At 31.6% G+C, this 17,860-nt stretch carries 19 protein-coding genes and 1 tRNA gene; 18 read left to right on the top strand and 2 right to left on the bottom strand.

The window, feature by feature from the left end:
- The 14 genes from AC3WTI_RS22685 to AC3WTI_RS22620 all read left to right on the top strand — a co-directional run.
- The coding region (locus AC3WTI_RS22685) for a lariocidin/triculamin family lasso peptide core domain (RefSeq protein WP_492304466.1) at nucleotides 1-66 on the top strand (66 nt) is incomplete at its 5' end.
- A 35-nt stretch (nucleotides 67-101) separates the two neighbouring features.
- A complete protein-coding gene (locus tag AC3WTI_RS22680) occupies nucleotides 102-218 on the top strand; it encodes a lariocidin family lasso peptide (protein WP_423778875.1) in 117 nt (38 codons plus the stop codon).
- A 98-nt stretch (nucleotides 219-316) separates the two neighbouring features.
- Nucleotides 317-595 (top strand): PqqD family protein, encoded by a 279-nt coding sequence (locus tag AC3WTI_RS22675; RefSeq protein WP_016135746.1) that lies wholly within the window; start codon nucleotides 317-319, stop codon nucleotides 593-595.
- Nucleotides 588-1,064, top strand: a complete 477-nt coding sequence (locus AC3WTI_RS22670) for a lasso peptide biosynthesis B2 protein (RefSeq protein WP_016135747.1) — start codon at nucleotides 588-590, stop codon at nucleotides 1,062-1,064. Before AC3WTI_RS22675 ends, AC3WTI_RS22670 begins: the two co-directional genes overlap by 8 nt.
- Nucleotides 1,048-3,048 carry an asparagine synthase-related protein gene (locus AC3WTI_RS22665; RefSeq protein ID WP_492304464.1) on the top strand — a complete coding sequence of 667 codons (2,001 nt, stop codon included), beginning with the start codon at nucleotides 1,048-1,050 and terminating at the stop codon, nucleotides 3,046-3,048. The genes AC3WTI_RS22670 and AC3WTI_RS22665 overlap by 17 nt, the downstream gene beginning before the upstream one ends.
- Before the next feature lie 15 nt (nucleotides 3,049-3,063).
- Nucleotides 3,064-4,902, top strand: a complete 1,839-nt coding sequence (locus tag AC3WTI_RS22660; protein WP_097841734.1) for an ABC transporter ATP-binding protein — start codon at nucleotides 3,064-3,066, stop codon at nucleotides 4,900-4,902.
- Nucleotides 4,886-6,694, top strand: a complete 1,809-nt coding sequence (locus AC3WTI_RS22655; RefSeq protein WP_097841733.1) for an ABC transporter ATP-binding protein — start codon at nucleotides 4,886-4,888, stop codon at nucleotides 6,692-6,694. Before AC3WTI_RS22660 ends, AC3WTI_RS22655 begins: the two co-directional genes overlap by 17 nt.
- A 101-nt stretch (nucleotides 6,695-6,795) precedes the next feature.
- A complete protein-coding gene (locus AC3WTI_RS22650) occupies nucleotides 6,796-8,073 on the top strand; it encodes a clostripain-related cysteine peptidase (protein WP_097841732.1) in 1,278 nt (425 codons plus the stop codon).
- Between the two features lie 496 nt (nucleotides 8,074-8,569).
- Entirely contained in the window at nucleotides 8,570-8,977 is a 408-nt protein-coding gene (locus AC3WTI_RS22645; protein ID WP_253621794.1) for a MutH/Sau3AI family endonuclease, read from the top strand.
- 9 nt (nucleotides 8,978-8,986) lie between these two features.
- On the top strand, nucleotides 8,987-9,919 hold the full coding sequence (locus tag AC3WTI_RS22640; RefSeq protein WP_253621793.1) for a PDDEXK family nuclease: 933 nt from the start codon (nucleotides 8,987-8,989) through the stop codon (nucleotides 9,917-9,919).
- A 191-nt stretch (nucleotides 9,920-10,110) separates the two neighbouring features.
- Nucleotides 10,111-10,542, top strand: coding sequence for a hypothetical protein (locus tag AC3WTI_RS22635; RefSeq protein ID WP_179861595.1), 432 nt, complete (start codon nucleotides 10,111-10,113; stop codon nucleotides 10,540-10,542).
- Between the two features lie 40 nt (nucleotides 10,543-10,582).
- Nucleotides 10,583-11,578, top strand: a complete 996-nt coding sequence (locus tag AC3WTI_RS22630) for a type II toxin-antitoxin system antitoxin SocA domain-containing protein (RefSeq protein ID WP_144488469.1) — start codon at nucleotides 10,583-10,585, stop codon at nucleotides 11,576-11,578.
- A gap of 233 nt (nucleotides 11,579-11,811) precedes the next feature.
- Nucleotides 11,812-11,885 (top strand) — tRNA-Ile (locus AC3WTI_RS22625).
- Nucleotides 11,886-11,956: 71 nt separating this feature from the next.
- Nucleotides 11,957-12,109 carry a hypothetical protein gene (locus tag AC3WTI_RS22620; RefSeq protein WP_153597078.1) on the top strand — a complete coding sequence of 51 codons (153 nt, stop codon included), beginning with the start codon at nucleotides 11,957-11,959 and terminating at the stop codon, nucleotides 12,107-12,109.
- Between the two features lie 211 nt (nucleotides 12,110-12,320).
- On the opposite strand, the gene bla is transcribed toward AC3WTI_RS22620, so the two are convergent.
- Nucleotides 12,321-13,247, bottom strand: a complete 927-nt coding sequence (gene bla / locus AC3WTI_RS22615; RefSeq protein WP_370452653.1) for a class A beta-lactamase — start codon at nucleotides 13,245-13,247, stop codon at nucleotides 12,321-12,323.
- 685 nt (nucleotides 13,248-13,932) lie between these two features.
- Between bla and AC3WTI_RS22610 the strand changes: the two genes are divergently transcribed.
- The 4 genes from AC3WTI_RS22610 (at nucleotide 13,933) to AC3WTI_RS22595 (ending at nucleotide 16,625) form a co-directional block, all read left to right on the top strand.
- Nucleotides 13,933-14,553: a DsbA family protein gene (locus tag AC3WTI_RS22610; protein WP_071757609.1), complete on the top strand. Its 621-nt coding sequence runs from the start codon at nucleotides 13,933-13,935 to the stop codon at nucleotides 14,551-14,553.
- A 171-nt stretch (nucleotides 14,554-14,724) separates the two neighbouring features.
- The gene (locus tag AC3WTI_RS22605; protein ID WP_144488471.1) at nucleotides 14,725-15,546 is read left to right on the top strand and encodes an MBL fold metallo-hydrolase; all 822 of its coding nucleotides are present in this window, start codon (nucleotides 14,725-14,727) and stop codon (nucleotides 15,544-15,546) included.
- A 4-nt stretch (nucleotides 15,547-15,550) separates the two neighbouring features.
- Entirely contained in the window at nucleotides 15,551-15,943 is a 393-nt protein-coding gene (locus AC3WTI_RS22600; protein WP_098904049.1) for a nuclear transport factor 2 family protein, read from the top strand.
- Nucleotides 15,944-16,097: 154 nt separating this feature from the next.
- Nucleotides 16,098-16,625: a nuclear transport factor 2 family protein gene (locus tag AC3WTI_RS22595; RefSeq protein ID WP_098904050.1), complete on the top strand. Its 528-nt coding sequence runs from the start codon at nucleotides 16,098-16,100 to the stop codon at nucleotides 16,623-16,625.
- Nucleotides 16,626-16,857: 232 nt separating this feature from the next.
- On the opposite strand, the gene AC3WTI_RS22590 is transcribed toward AC3WTI_RS22595, so the two are convergent.
- Nucleotides 16,858-17,853, bottom strand: a complete 996-nt coding sequence (locus AC3WTI_RS22590; protein WP_098904051.1) for a zinc metalloprotease — start codon at nucleotides 17,851-17,853, stop codon at nucleotides 16,858-16,860.
- Nucleotides 17,854-17,860 lie beyond the last annotated feature (7 nt).

The following is a 17,860-nucleotide window of genomic DNA, read 5'->3' as shown; positions in this document are numbered from 1 at the left end:
ACATTAGCAAAGAAAAACAAACCAGGTGACGGAACAAGAACAAAAGGAATTCGTAAAGGACTATAAACGTTCTTAAATAAAGAGGATAGGAGGGAAGAAAAATGAAAAAATTAGAAGTAGGGAAAGTAAAGGGATACGGATCGTTTATGGCGGTAACCTTAGCTAAGACAAAGAAGCCAGGTGATGGCACTAGAGCTAAAGGAGTCCGTAGGCGTTAAAAATTGTAAAATAGAAAACTTGATTTATGAACTATCTAAGAAGAATAGTAGAAATCTAGTTCTACTATTCTTCTTAAAAAATGAAGGAGGAGACAATTATGCTGTTAAAAAAGAATTCTAATACTGTCACTTCTATTGCTAATGAGGAAGAGACAATTGTGTTGCATATTAGTGAAGGTGAATACTATGGCCTAGAGGGTGCTCATAAAGAAATTTGGGATAATTTTAATCAGAATTTATTTGAAAAAAAATCAATTGTAGAAGAATTTTTATCTAAATTCGATAATTCTAAAGAGGAGATACAAAAATTAGTGGATGAAAGTGTAATGGATTTAATTAATTATAAATTAATAATGGTTGTTGATAAATATGAATAACTCTAAAGAATATTTTGTCGCTTTACATAATTTAGTAAGAGGATTGTTAATTGAGGATTCATTTGATGTTGTGTTTAATAAAGTCTCCATTCAGTTCTTTCCAATGTATGAAAGTGCTAAAAGGAGAAAAGCAATGCCGATAAATATAAAAGAACTGATAACATTTAGTAAATATTTATATGAAATGGATGAACAAGACGCTTTAATCGCCTCATGTGTATCTATTTCTTTAACAAATCAAATTGTCCTATATTCAAATGGAATTGATGCAAAATTAAAAATTGGATTTAAAAAAATAGATGAAAAGTTACATTCTCATGCTTGGGTTGAGTTGGAGAATGGAGAAGTTATTGATCCTCAAAATCATCTTGGGAAATTACAAGTAATGCATATATTTAAAATGAGAGATGGAGTTGAAAGGTGGGTTACGGAAAATGAGAATGTGGATAGCTATGTGGGGAGAAAATAATACTATAAAAAAACAATGGAGCAAGAATTTAAGAAATTGGTTAAGTTCAATGAAGATAAGTAACCAACTTAATTTTGATAGAGAGGGATTTTTTTTAAGTGAAGTTGATTTCTCTTATAAAGATTCTCATAAAAAGACCAATGAGCAAATTTCCTTTTTAGCTACTCCATTAATTATGAATGGTGTACTAAGTGATTCCTTAAAGCATTCTTATGTTGAAAGTTTAACATCAAAAGCTAGGGAAAATCTGTATAAGGGTTTAACATCAAATATAGATTATCAATTACAAAATGCTAATGGTGATTTCACAATTACATATGTTGATCGAAATATGGATAATCTTGTAATAGCTAATGACATTTATGCGACGAGGCCAATCTATTATTATAAACATCCAAATGACGATTTCTTTTGTGCATCAAATGATTTAAGAACGTTGCTATTAAATTATGAAATTCCTTTTACAGTTAATTACAACGCATGCTTAAATTATCCAACTACACAATTTGCAATTAGTGAAGCGGAATATAGCAATGAAACATTTTTTAAAGGTATTTATCGATTACCACCAGCCTCAATTTTACAATGGAATAAAAATGATAAATTAAGTATTCGTTCGTATTGGGGACTAAATAATCTACTTAATAAAGTAAAACATACGAATATTACGGATTATGTGGATGAGTTCAGACAGACAATGCTTGATGTTGTTCAACTTCGTATATCAGATAAAAAGACAATTTTAGATGTAAGTGGAGGCTTAGATTCAGGAAATATTTTAGGAGCTGCAATTGCCAATGGCTCAAGCTCCTCTATTTTTGGAGTTAATCTATCTTTTGAATCTAATGATATGTCATTTAGTCATGATAAAGAACTTGTAACTAAGTTATTACAAGACTTAAACATTGAACATGCCATTATTATGGGGGATGATATTAACAAGATTTTAAATGCAGAAATAGGAAGAGATCCGATGTGGTATATAGATGGACCTGATCCACGAGGGAATCCTTTGTATGATGAAGTTGTAGCAGCAATCTCTATTGAAGTTGGTGCCAATCGTTCCATATCTGGCGATGGTGGAGATTATGTAGCGAGTGGAGAGGAATTAGTCATTGATTCTTTACTTAGACAGAAAAAGTTTAAAGAAGCAGTATCAAAATTATGGAATTGGTCTGATAAAAAGGTAGGAGGATTCTTAGATAAAACATTTACTTATGGAATTGCACCATTTATTCCAGGTTTAAACGAGAGGTTATACTATAAGACCGTTTGGGCTGAAAAAGTGGAAGCAAATATGCCATTTTTTACCCCAGAACATATTGAACGTGAAAATAAAGGTAATCAAAGAGAGTATGAGCAGTATAAAAAAAGTAAGGATTTTAAACTTTGGGGACACCGATATCACTATGATTACTTATATCCAAGGGCAAGATGTTTAGATACAACTAGGGTAGCAACAGATTATATGTACCCGTTTTATGATAAAAAAATGATTGAACTTAGTTTTTGCGTTCCACCTGAAGAACATTACGATTTACTAGAAGGGCATAAAAATGGATATTATAAAGGGTCTAAACAATTGATGAGAAAAGCGTTTAAGGATGTTTTACCAGATTATTTATTGAATAGAAAAATAAAAACCACTTATGCGCACATGGCTAGAAAATGTTTATTAAATGAAAAACATAATATTTTACAATTGTTCTCAAAAGATAAAAAGAATTTTGTGGCGGAATTAGGGATTATTGATAAGGAGAAATATAGAGACCACTTAATTGCAATGTTAATAAGATCTAATGATCCAAATAATGATTTAGGGATGAGTTTTCAATATTTACGTTCTGTTTTAGAGTTAGAAATTTGGTTACAAGAAGTTGAAAAGGGAAGAGATTATATTTTAGAAAGAAGTAAACCAGTGGATCCTCGTAATATAGGAAAGTGTATTTTTTCTTCAGAATTAAAACAAGCAACATTCTATTGAAAGTAGAGGAGAGCAATGTTTAATTTTTGTAAAGAGCGTATGCTCAATTTTAAAAATACGATGAGCATAGCTTTTTTTTTAGGGAAAATAATATGGAAATCTAGTCCGATTTTGGTCATAGTTTTGTTAGTTTTACTTAGTGCTGAGGGATTAATTGTTGCTATACAGTTATTTGCTACAAGAGAGATTCTGAATGGAATTAAAAATGCAAATCCTGGTGATACATACGTGTTTATTTGGGGAATTGTATATTGTTCAACTTTTGTTATAGGAATTTTCTCTGTATCAATTACCAGTTGGATTCAAAAGTTATTAGGTGAAAAATCTATGTTAACAATTAATACGACACTTTTAGAAGCTATAGAAAAAATGCCAGGTATGCGTTTTTTTGAAGAAACGAAATATAGGGATAAACTTGAGACTTTAAGAGACAGTACTAGTTGGTTACCTATGCAAATAGTTGAATCAACGGGCAGTGTAATAACAGGAGGAATTTCTTTAATTAGTATCATCATAGTAGTTGGTACGCTATCTCCTCTTTTAGCGGTGATATTAATTGTAAGCGCTATCCCTTATGTCATATATGCAAATAAATTTACTGCAATGGAATGGGTATATGAAAATGAATTTGCATCAAATCGAAGAAAGATGTCATATTATAGGGATAATTTATTAATAAAAAATACCGTACAGGAAGTTAGATTGTTTAATTTGGGTGAATTTTTTTTGAAGCAATATAAAGAAACATTTGATGTAGTTTTTTCAGCATATAAAAAAATTCAAACAAAATCTTTAATTCCAATTACCTTAACTGGTTTATTATCTGGGGGAGTGGCTGGATTAGGGTATTTGTGGATAACTTATAAAATAAGTAATGCTTCTTTGACAATAGGAGATATCGCCTTATATTTAACTGCCTTATTTCAATTAAATGTATTATTAAGAAATGTTTCCAATGAATTTGTTGAAACACTTGAGCTTTGGAGAATGGGGGGAGATTTTCATGATTTTGTTAAATTAAAGCCGGATGTCCAAATCTCTCCAAATTCTAAATTTGTAGATTTGCATGAAATGAATATTGAATTTAAAAATGTAAGCTTTAGTTATCCAACTAATAATGAACATAAAATTCTAAGAAATCTTAGTTTTAGACTGAATGCAAGGCAAAGTACAGCCATTGTAGGAATGAATGGTGAAGGGAAAAGTACAATTGTAAAATTACTTTGTCGATTTTATGATCCCAATGAAGGGGAAATTCTAATTAATAATATAAACATAAAAGAAATAGATATTCAGCATCTGCGTAAACATATTTCTGCCATCTTTCAATCATTTGGAAAATATGGTTTAGCAATAGATGAGAACATTGGAATTGGTGATTATGAAAGTATAGAAAATAAGAAACAAATTCAAGAAATAGCTAAACGTGTTGGTATACACGAGAAAATTAATAGTTATACAGATTCCTATAAAACAATGGTAGGAAATGAATGGAATGGCATAGAGTTTTCAGGTGGACAATGGCAAAAAATAGCACTAGCTAGGGCCTTTTTTAGAAACGCTTCTACCCTAATAATGGATGAACCTACAGCCGCTTTAGATATTAAATCAGAAGAGCAATTGTACAATCAATTTTATTTATTAACGAGACAAAAGACAGTATTATTAATTTCGCATCGTTTTAGTACTGTAAAAATGGTGGATTCTATTATTGTAATTAAGGATGGAGAGGTTATTGAACAAGGTTCGCATGAAGCATTAATGGATAAGCAAGGAGAATATGCAAAGATGTATTTAATGCAAGCATCTAGTTTTTCTTTAGAGGGGACTGTGAAAAATGAAAAGTCTCAATAAGGTATATCATACTTATAAATTTACAAGGGAAACATTGGCTTCTTTAAAAATGCTATGGAAAGCTGATAAAGCGGGATTTACCTACATTATGCTCATTAAAATACTGGAATCAATTATTCAGCCATTGCTTATTTGGTTAAGTACTAAGGTAATTGATGATTTATCAAAAGATCCTGCAGCATTATTAAACTCGAATTTCACGTTTTGGATAATTATTACATTCATTATTCTCACAATCACTGCAGATTTATTTAATCCTTTTTTTGAAGTGAAAAAAAGGTTATTGGTAGCGAAACTACAGATGTATATCGATGTATTAATTATGAAAAAAGCTAATACATTGGAGAGTCTTGAGTTTTTTGAAGATAAAGAACTTTATAACAAAATAAGGTCTTTTAGAAATAATGAGTATTGGATTACAATGTGGATTGATTTAATCATGAAATCATTTGGAGGCACCGTAAAGATTATAGCTAGTGTTGCATTACTATTTTCTCTCTTACCGTGGTATCCATTTCTACTTTTAGTAGTTTCTATTCCAAAACTTATTAAAGAGGTAAATTTAAATCAAGCAACATTTGAAGGTAGGCCAGAATTAATGGAATTAAGGAGGAGAGCTGAATATTATACGTCAGTTCCCCTATTACCACAATTAGCGCAAGAGGTAAAATTATTTCACTTAACACCTTTTTTTAAAGAGAAATATGTTAAGACGGTACAAAAGCTGTCAGCAACTTTAAGTAAAGATCAAAGAAAATTAGCTGTTCATAGTCTACTTTGGGGGCTAATACAATCTTGTGTAATTTCCTTCAGCATAATTTTTATTATTTATAGTGCGATTAATAATGAAGTATCAATTGGAAGTGTAGTTTTATTTTTAGGTATGACCATCCAATTATGTGAAGGCGTTAATGAGTATTTTGCATTAATTGCTATAGGGGCGAGGGAAGGAAGGCATTTAAGGAACTTACTGAATTTTATTCAATTTCCTAATCCTAAGAGAGTAAATTCATCTTTAGTAGAGGGTCAGGAGAAAGATTCGGGTTTCTATTTATCGCAAGTGGATTTTTCATATCAAAATTCAGAAGAAAGTTCTCTTAGTATAAAGAAATTGCACATCCCCCAAGGGAAAATTACTGCATTAGTTGGTGAAAATGGAGCAGGAAAAACGACGCTTATTAAATTATTATTAAGACTATATAATCCGAGTCAAGGTTCGATTTACTATAATAATAAAAACTTAAACGATTATGATTCAACTGAATACAAAAAAAAGTGTACAGCAGTTTTACAGGATTTTGTAAGGTACGAAATGTTACTAAGGGAAAACGTAGGCCTTGGTGATGTGAAAAATATTAATAATATTCATGAGATTCAACTAGCAAGTGATAAAAGCAATGTAAAGGAATTGCTTCCTACCTTGACAGATGGATATGACACTCAATTGGGGAAATTATTTGGTGGACAAGAATTATCAGGTGGACAATGGCAAAGAATTGCCATTGGAAGAGCATTTATGCGTGATAAAGAAGCAGAAATCTTAATATTTGATGAACCAACTTCAGCACTTGATCCATACGCTGAAGATGAAATATTAAGAGTTTTATCAAACCTGGCGGATAATAAGACTGTTATTATTGTAACGCATAGGTTAAGTACTGCAAAATTAGCAAACCATATCATTTATTTGGATAAAGGACATGTAACAGAACAAGGAACCCATGAAGAATTAATAATTAAAGATGGGAAGTATGCAGAGCTGTACTCTATTCAAGCTAAGAAATACAGCTAATATTTTAATGTGAAGATTTATTTTGTTGAATATAACTCTATACATTGTTTTATGCGAGCTTTACTTATGAATCAATTTAAAAGTAAAAGGGGGCTATAAAGATGAAAAAAACGTATAGGATACTATTAATATTAATGTTTTTAATAGGGGTTTGTAGTCTAGTAGAGGATAATGTAATAAAAGTTTCAGCAGATACAAATAAGGTAAATAAAGCAAAATATACTGTGATGGTTTATTTGGATGGTTCTAGTTTAGAGAGTGATTTTGAGCTAGCTTCTGAAGATTTAAAAGAGATGCTGAAGATAGGATCTTCAGAAGAAGTTAACATAGTTATGGAAACAGGTGGAGCAAAAAAATGGCATACACCTGCGATTAATCCAGAAACCAATCAAAGATGGATCATTCAAAAAGATTCCCTACAATTAATTGAGGATGTTGGATTTAAGAATATGGGGGAATCATCTACACTTAGCGATTTTATGGTTTGGGGTATGGAAAAGTATCCAGCAGAAAAATATGCTGTGATTTTATGGGGGCATGGATCGGGATCTGTATATGGATATGGTCATGATGAACGATTTGGATTGGATCCACTTACATTGCCAGAACTAGAAAAAACGTTTAAAGACACTTATGAAAAAACAAGAAAAAAGCTAGAGATTGTAGCATTTGATGCTTGTTTAGTTACAAATCTAGAAACTCTTAGTTATATAAATAAGTATGCTAATTATATTGTTGGTTCAGAAGATATGGTTCCAGGTCATGGTTTAAATTATATATATACATTTGAAAAGTTATTAAATAAACCAAATATGAATGGAGCAGAGTTGGGAAGAATCATAGCAGATGGTTTTTATAAGCAAGCCATAGAAAATGAAGAAGATGATGATATAGCTATGTCTGTGATAGATTTGTCTAAGGTAAAACCTATTACAAAAGCTTTTGATGATATAGCAAGATTATTGAAAGTAGATGTATTAAATGATGATAAATTTCAATCTATCCTTACTGCAAGACGTAATGTAGAGGAGTACGGAAAAATGGATGGCCCAGAGGATTCAGAAATGGTAGACTTGGGAGATTTGGCAAAACAAATGTATTCTCAATATCCATTTTATTCAAGAAGAATTATGAGTGCAGTTGATCAGGCTGTAGTTTATAATGTGAAAAGCCCTTGGAAAAAAGCCACTGGTATTTGTTTATTTTTCCCTTTAGGTGACAGAGAGAGATTTGATGAGAAATTGAATCTTTACAAAAACAATAATTTCTCCAAAGATTATTATGATTTCCTTGAAATATTTATAGCGAATCTAAAAAATAATCAATTCATGAACGTGAGCAACGAATCCTTAAATACAAATATAGTAAAAAAATTTTGATGTGACATATACAGGAATGTAAGTAAATGAAAAGTCAAAAAAGAATGTAATAAAATTAAATGAATAGAAAAATAGTAGTATTTTAGTTTTTGAAAATATCTTGATATAAATATACTTTTTTTGTAATATATAGGTATATTATTAGTTTACTTGATTCCGTTTATTCCCACACCTTATGTGTTGTGGTTGAGTTGTAGAAGTAAGTTTTGTTCTTACTTTAATTTTGAAAGGGCTTCTTTGAGCCGATTAGTGTAAATAGCTTATTTTGCTATGCACAATTAATCGACTTGACGAAGCCTTTTTTGTTGTGGTGGAAACAAGTATGAAAATGTATTTCTGTATACAATAACAGATTAAAAAAGAAAGTTTATATAGGAAGAGAACAATTACGAGTAATTGATTCGTAGGGGTATGTAGTTTTTTTATTTTAATGTATGAATAGTTAATTGTTCAGTTTTAGTAACTAAATAATAACGAAAGATAGGTGGGGATGAGTATGAAATTTAAAACAGAGGAAGAACTAGTAGCATTTACGGAAGGAATTATTGGGAAGAGTTTTAAAGAAATTGATACAAAAGGAATCTTACAAGGAAATAGTAACGATAAAGGAATACTAGGTAAGGTTGTTGAGACAGGATTTTATGATTATGAATTAAATAATAGTCCTGAGGCAGACTTTGGGGAATTAGGAATTGAGTTGAAAGTTTCTGGTTTTAATAAACTTCGAAATGGATCATGGTCGGCAAAGGAAAGAATTTCTTTAAGCATGATTAACTATAAAAATATTATTCATGAAGAATATGAGTTTAGCAAAGTTGTTTCTAAGAACAAAAAGTTGCTAATTATTTGGTACGAATATATGAAAGGTGTTCCGTATGGAGATTTTATAATTCGAGATTTTTAACTCTATGATATGTCGCAAGATGAAGCAATAATCCGAAATGATTTTTATACAATAAAGCAAAAAGTGCTAGAAGGACTTGCTCATAAATTGTCTGAGGGCGATACCGTTATTCTAGGGGCGGCCACAAAAGGACAGAAAGGACAAAAAGCAGAACAGCCTAATTCGGAAATCTCTGCACCTACAAGAGCATTTTCCTTAAAAAATTCTTTCTTTCGTGGTGTTTTGAGAAGCCATGTAGAAAGAATGGACAGAGGTGAAAAATCTAATGTATTTGTCACACCTGAAGGATACATTTGGAATCAACTAAAACCGTATAAGGGGATGAATCAATTAGATATATTAAATCTTTTTGAGAAGCGTGATCCAGCTAAAAAAATTCCTAACAGTATTAGTAAAATGGTATCTAATAGGATAGTAGGTACAGATAAGGAATTACCAGAGAAGCATGAGGTATTCAGTAAATCTAATTTTCTAATTAAAAATATACCAATTCGAGAAGATAACAGTCCTATAGAAAAAGCAACGTTCAGAACTTTGCAACTTGCAGATTTTGAAAATTCTTGGGAAGAGTCTTCCTGGAAAACATTCTTTGAGGAAGTAACTTTCATATATGTAGGTTATCTAGGAGAGAAAGATGGTAAGAAGCTAGGTAATGGCCAAAGGATTCTGGATAAAATTTTTAAGGTTACATTTACTCCTGAAGAAGTGAATGAGTTTGAGAAAACTTATAACATGATAAAGGAGACAATTGAAACAGGGGACATTCGTAAACTTCCTAAAGCTTCACATGATGTAGGAAAGGAGCTTAAATTGGTTGTTTCAACAAAAGGAAGTGGTACAGGGGGCTATAAGAGATTTTTTGATGATACAAGAGAAACATGCTTTATGTTAAATAAAGATTTTATTCATCAGAAGTTTAATGAAGCTGTGATTCTAAAGTAGATACGTAATTGATTTACGAATTAAATTACAGCAAAACAACCATATAGAAGTTTCGTAGACGACATAAACGTTCTGATTATAAGAGGAGAGAATGGAAGTTTACTGTTAATTAAAAAAACGTATCAATTGATACGTTTTTTCTTGTTTTTCTAGTAAATATGAGGTACGATTTGAAAGGGGAAAGAATTTTAATGAATATTAGCTTTCAAAATAGGGAGACAAAAAAGCACACTAATTTTACAATCGGGGAGATTGAGCAGTACATATTAGAGTTTAAAAAGTTAATTAAAAATAACCGATTTACGGTTTCTCGAAATGAAAAAAGGAAAGAGAATAGTGAATTTTTAGAGGCAAATAAGATTAACGCTAGTAAGGTGAAAGAGATTCTTCTTAATATACGCGTACGTGATTTTTGTTATGCAGTTGATAATAAAAATCCAAATTTTGCTCATGAAAAATTATATATCTTTTGTCCACAATATGAGTTAGATAATTGGGGACAAAAGAAGTCAGTAGACATATATATTAAGATGAATCTAATTGAAAATAAGGACAGGAACAAATACATGATAGTTGTTTCTTTTCATAAAAGGAATAAACCAGTCACTTATCTTTTTAGGTAAAGATAAGTGACTAATGGTTTTAAAATGAGGGAGGATTTTTATGTTGGTTTTATGTGAGTTTTGTCGAGATATGGTAAAGTATTCTACTAAAGATGTTCCAAAAGTGACAGTCATTAGAGGGAAGCAATATCATTACGTAGGTAAAGAAGCAAATTGCGAGGAGTGTAAATCTGAAATATTTGTTCCTAACATTCATGATTATAATTTAGAACAATTAGATCATGCTTATAGACAACAGGAACAGTTAGTTACTATTTCTGAAATAAGAGAGGTTTTAGAAAAATATAAAATTGGAAAACGTCCATTGTCTTTACTTTTAGGTTGGGGAGAGGTTACCCTAACAAGGTATGTAAATGGAGATATTCCGACAAAACAGTACTCGGATATATTGAAAAGATTAGGTAGAGATCAATCTTTTATGCTAGATATTTTGGAAAGAAATAAAGATTTAATTACTCAAAAAGCATATAGAGTCTCTAAAGAAGCAATCGCAAAGCTACAGGAAAATGATGATATTATTTCTACGCAGACTACGAAAATCGAGGAAGTTGCTAACTATTTGCTATATAAAAATGATGATGTTACTCCTTTAGCTCTTCAAAGACTTTTATACTATGCGCAAGGATTTTGTAAGGTGCTTACTGGAACATATTTATTTGAAGATGATTGTGAAGTAGGAAGTCACGGTCCGGTATATCGAGTTATTTTTGATAAATACAAAGGATATCAGTACGACAATCTTGAAGTTAATTATGATAGTACAAATCAGTTAACTCAAATAGAAAAGGAACTATTAGAGTGTGTAGTTAATACTTTAGGGTGTTATAGTGGGAAGAGTTTAGAGAAAATGATTCTATTTGACTTACCATGGGCAGTAGCTGATCTAGAATCAGAAGATAATGATATGTGTAAATCTATCTTAGAAAAAGAGGAGATAGATAATTGCTTTAACACAATGAAACAGGCATATAATTTAGTTACTATTTCTGATATTAAACAATATAGCATAAGAGTATTTGGTAATATAAACAAGTAAATATTGTAACTATATCATTTTTAATATGATTGATATATACATTTTTTACTGTTAAACAGAACTCTGTAAAGGTATTAAAAGATAATACAAATTACAAAATATTAGGAGTACAGAATATAAACACTTTTACCACGATGTAAATATGCATATTAAATAAAAAGTAAAGTGAATTGATACATTATATGGTAAAATGATATATATGAATGCGCTTTATGAAATAAATTTTATGCTTTGGACCTTTAGCTCAGCTGGTTAGAGCAAACGGCTCATAACCGTTCGGTCGTAGGTTCGAGTCCTACAAGGTCCACTTATAAACAAGGAGAAAGCACTCAAATGAGTGCTTTCTCCTTGTTTATAATAAATAAAGGGGATTGTGACATGAAAATAATTGATTTAGAGACAGAAAGAAAAAAGAAGGAAAAATTAATGGTAACTATTCCAATTATAGAACTAATGTATGGAGAAAAAGGTGAAATTGAATTTAAAGTAGTAGGAAAAAAAGTTGTTCCACAATCCATGTTTAAGAATTAAACTACTTTTATTTCTTATAGACTGTAGGGTCGTTATGTGGGAGATTTCTAAGTATGGAATCCTTGTGGATACTAATAAAAGGAAAAATTAAAAGTTATGTTCGAAATGGAGGTGATTTTGTAGTGATAATGGTAGATTTCTTGTAAAATACACAAAAAGACCGTCACAGTATTGTGACGGAAAATAAAAAAATTCTGATGGCTTAATACTATCATTGTTTATTTGGAGTTTTTAAAGCATCTAACACTATTTTGGTTGCTTCTGCAATAAGCTTATCATCGTATTTAGCATCCTCTTTATCATGATTAGAAAGTATTGCAAGAACAATTGGCTTTTTATTTGGTGGCCAAATAATTGCGATATCATTTCGGGTTCCATAAGATCCCGATCCCGTCTTATCAGCTACTTCCCAACCTTCCGGAACTCCAGCACGAATTAATTTGTCTCCTGTAGTGTTCCTTTTCATCCAATCTATTAATAAATTCCGTTTCTCAGTTGAAAGTATATCTCCTAGCGCGAAAGCCTGCAGACTAGTAGCTAATGCCTTTGGGGTACTAGTATCATGAATCTCTCCTGGATACACTTCATTTAATTCTGGTTCAAAACGTTCAGGGTTTGTAACAGTATCTCCTATTTCTATCAGTGACTTTTTGAATTCACTTGGCCCACCTAATTGTTTAAGAATAAGATTTTGTGCAGTATTATCACTATATCGAAGGGAAGCATCTGCAAGCTCTTTCAGGGTCATACCTGTATCAACATACTTTTCGGTAATTGGATTGTAATTAACAAGATCTTCACGAGTATACAAAATTCTTTGATTTAGATCTTCTATTGATTTCTTTTGCAAAAGTACTCCTACGGCTAAAGCTTTGTGGGTAGAAGCGTATGCAAACCGCTCATCTGATTGATAAGTAACGGTTTGATTCGTATCAGTGTCCAAGGCATAAATACCGAGTTTAGCATCAAATTCTTTTTCAAGCTTAGCAAAAGAATGATTAACTGTATTTTCTTGTTTGACCTGTTTAGGTGGTTCAGATTGAGTATTACTATTGGAACAGCCTATAAGCGTTGCGCATGAAAGAAATAATACAGGTACAATCTTTTTGTAAGGTAACATGTTAAAAAACTTGTTCAAGACTATCATAAATTTTCAACCTCTTTCAAAAATATATGTTTTTTTTCTAGGTGTTCTAAATATCAATACAATTAAAGAGTGTATAGGGTAACATTCTTCTTGCATCACTCTTATCATAAACACCTGTTTTATACGTATAATGAATAGACAATCTAAGTAGAAAGTTTGTTCCATTTAAAGAGAAATATGAAGATGTTTTTAGAATTCATTACCTTAAACAATAGACATTTAGGGTAAAGGAGATTTATTTTAATTCCATAATTGTGGAAACATTAGAGTAGAAATTTAATTTTTTTTGTAGAAAAGAATTGACTTTCGATTTAGTTGTAACTAATATGGTTACATAAGGTGTAACTTGTTAAGTTACAACGAAGTCCTGTTTTAAGAAAAAAGATTTATATATGTAATTGAGGATAGCGGTCTATACGTTGTCGTCCAGTACAGGAAGTTACTACTATATTAACAACTATGTATATTTTAATCGGTAGTGTTTCCTGCTTTAGAGCCATAACGTGCAGAGTTATCTTTTATGAATAATTTTAGTTGATATTTTTTTGGAAAGATTAGTATTTGGGGAAAATAATAAGGTTTCTAAAAAAGATACAATTTTACAAACCAAAAAGCTAGCTAAGAATTTTTAAGTGATAGCTGAACTAGCTAATAAAAATAAAGGTAGGAGATTTAAATGGAGAAAAAACAAGATAACCTTATATACGTATGGGACGCATATTGTGGATGGTGCTATGGTTTTTCAGAAAGTATTAAAGGATTTTACAAAGATCACACTGAAATGCCGTTAACAGTTTTATGTGGGGGGTTATTTTTAGATGATCTACCAATAAAAAATTTCTCATATATAGAAGAGGGAAATAAAAGAATTAATCAACTTACAGGTGCAGAATTTGGTCCTTCCTATCAAAAATTGGTGGAAGAAGGGACTTTTAAAATGAATTCGAAAGATGCTGCAATTGGCTTTTCAGCTTTACGTTCATTAGCGCCAGACCGTTTGTTAGAATTCACGTCTGCTATGCAAAAAGCGTTTTATTATGATGGACAAAGCCTAAGTGATCCTGAGACATATCGTAAGATTGCAATTGAGCATGGTTTGGACCCTGAACAAGTATTAGAGCGTTTAAATGCGCAAGAAACAATTGTAGATGTCCAAAATGATTTCAATAAGGTTCGACAGCTTGGTGTTAATAGCTACCCTTCATTACTTTTACAAAAGGATAATCAAATTATTCCTATTGGTGGTGGGGTAATGACGCCAGATAAAATTGAAGCACGTTTTAAAAATTTATACTAAGAAAGTTTAGACTATAGTAGTAAACATGTTAGCTTACGCCAACCGACATACATCTCCCATCTATTTACTGGTGCCATGAGCATTTCAGAGAATTGAGGAGGGGCCTTCTGTCGAGGCAAAATAAAAGTGTGTTATCTATTCAATAACTATAACAAAAGGAGAATAAGATCCATGTTTAAAACAATCGATACAAATCATAAAGATGTGAAATTAACAGTGTTTAGTTCGGATGAAAAAAGTTTTATGGTCACTGCAACATTAGTTGAGAAAGCAGGACATGCATTTTTAATAAACTCAAAATTTACTCAATCTGATTCGAAAGAAATTGTTGAGTATCTGAAAAAAAACGACTTATCTTTAGATAAAATCTTTATTATTCATGGGGATCCAGACTACTACTTTGGATTAGAGAGCATTAAAGCCGTTTACCCAGAAGCTATAGCGTATGCAACAGAGTCTACTGTTGAACATATCGTTCATTCTGTCTTAGGGAAATTAAAAGTTTGGAAAGACGCCCTTGGAGAAAATGCACCAAGTAACGTGGTATTACCTCAAGTATTTAAAGAAAAAGCGATTGATTTTCAGGGGTTAACATTTGAACTAGTAGGCTTAGATCATTACAGAACTAGCCTATTTAATAAGGAACTTAAAGTATTAATTGGTGGTATTGATGTCTTTAACGAAATACATGTATTCTTAGCGGATACTAGCTCAAAAGCGGCTATGGAGGCGTGGATTGAGAACTTGAAAGTGTTACAAGCATTACATGCTGACATAATTGTACCTAGCCATGGATCAATCGAAAAATCCCTAAATAATCAAGCGCTTACTGCGACAATAGATTATCTAAGAACTGCGGTTCAAGCTTCTGAGGAAAGTGGAACTTCAAAAGATTTTGTGGCAAAACTTGAAGCAGCATATCCAGGCTATGCAAATAAAGGTGTATTAGAATTGAGCGCAAAAGTTGTAACAAAAGAAATGCCTTGGGGTTAATGCTATGAATAAATACCAAAAACTATTACATGAAACGTATGTGTTAACTAGCGAGGGAAAATTGGATGCTTTTAAAACGTATTTAAGTGAAAATGTATCTTGGACAGAAGCAGCTGGATTTCCATATGCAGGCACTTATATAGGTCCCGATGAAGTAGTGAAAAATGTACACGAACGTCTTGGAACTGAATGGGATAACTATAGTGCTAAAGATGAAATTTATACCTTTAATAACAATACTGTTATCGTGTATGGAAAATATAGTGGAACATATAAAGTAACAGGGAAATCATTCATAGCAGATTTTTGTCATCTTTATGAGTTTGATGAGAACGATAAGGTTAAAAAGTTTATTCAAATTGTGGACAGTGCAATTGTTAATGAGGTATTAAGTTAGGGTTATCAATTTCTAATATGCTTCGTATAAGAAGCATTGTTAGGATAGGTGGATTTTCCTAACAATATTTCTTAGATCACATTCTGGGAAAGGTTTTTCCTCTATTAAGCGTGTTCTCGAAGATGAATTATAAATTTAGAAGAGGTAGATATATATGAAATTAGAGAAGAATTTAATAGTAATAATTATTTCTGTGTTTATTTTAGGAATTGTGTCGACTATGATATTTCAAGCTTCAACTGGGAATACCAAAGGTCACTCAATAAAGAGTGAGAATGTTGCACCAGTATCGAAAGATAATGCGACAGAAAAAGAAAAGAATAAGAAGATGGTAGTTGATTTCTATAATGAAGTTTTTAACAAACATAATATCGATATTATCCCTAAATATGTAAGTGAAGATTATAAGCAACATAATCCTTTTGTTGCTGATGGACGAAAAGCCTTCATGGATTTCTTTAAGGAGGACTTTGTTAAAAATCCAAATTCCTCTGCAGAAATTAAACGTGTAGTGGCTGAAGGAGATACAGTTGCTCTTCATGTACATTCTCGTACTAATTCTCAAGATAAGGGAGTTGCTATAGTGGATATTTTCCGTATAAAGGATGGAAAGATTGTCGAACACTGGGATGTAATTCAAGAGATTCCAAATGAGGCAGCTAATAATAATACGATGTTTTAGGTAGAAAATATCCTTAATAATTGTTTAATTGTTAGAGATGTATAGAATCTTGAAATATAGACAAGTTAATTTTAAGCTGAGTAAAAATGAAGGGATGCCCTAGATATAGTACTAGGACATCTCTTTTTGTTTTAACGAGATTTAATTTATTATGATTTGTAGAGTACTTATTCCATGTATTTACTTACTATTTAATCCCAAAACGGCACTGTTATAAAATTAGATTACCGTATTAGTTTGTAAGAAAGGATGAACGTGGTCCAGCAAGACATGCATCTATACGATCTACTTGACCTCTTGTAAACATTACCATAGTATCATCATCAACATAATCCATATAGTTCATATACATATCACCATGAGGCACGTCATTACATGAAGTGTGAGGGAATGTAATCTTGGGATTATGTTGTGTAGCTTTATGTGAACTTCCGAAGTTTGGCACCCCTTGATTAGGCGTATCATCAACTCTATCTGAACCACTACAAACGTCAGGTAAACGTTCATCGTCACCCCAAATATGGCGTAAGTTGAACCAATGTCCAATTTCATGTGTGGCTGTACGTCCTAAATGGTAGGGTTCTTTCGCGGTACCTATAGTTCCAAAAAATTTGTATGCTATTACAACACCATCTGTTTCAGATGGACCACCAGGAAATTGTGCATATCCTAAGACACTGTTACCTTTTTCGTCTAAAATATTTGGACATACCCACAGATTTAAATATTTGTCAGCGGGCCATGCATCTACTCCACCTGTACTTTGTGATTTGACAAAATTATCATCCGCTAAAAATGATTGTTCATTTGTATGGGTACGAGTGATACCATTTGTTTGATTTCCGTCAGGATCTTTTGTAGCAAGAAAGAACGCTACTCTAGCATCACTTACAGAATCTTTAAATGCAGAAGGTACATTTGCTATATCAGGGTTCGTTGCTCGAAAATCACGATTTAAAACATCAATTTGACTATGGACTTGTTCATCTGAGATGTTTTGTTCCTCAGTATTCCATACAACATGGACTACTACAGGGATTTTGACAACTGGTCTTTCTGATTCTATACGCGCACTATTCAGAAATTCGTTTGTGACACGTTCAATTTCTGCACGTGCATTTTTATATTGCTCAGACTCTTCTAGTAATTTTTGATGAAGCTCAATAGTTGCGCATCTACGCAAAGTAGGTGTATTTGTTCTTTCTGATGAGTTAGTTTGATTTGGCATTTTAATT

The sequence above is a fragment of the Bacillus sp. EB106-02-03-XG38 genome (assembly GCF_058792175.1).
The sequence above is the reverse complement of the archived record's forward strand: the minus strand, read 5'-3'. Positions and strand labels throughout refer to the sequence as shown.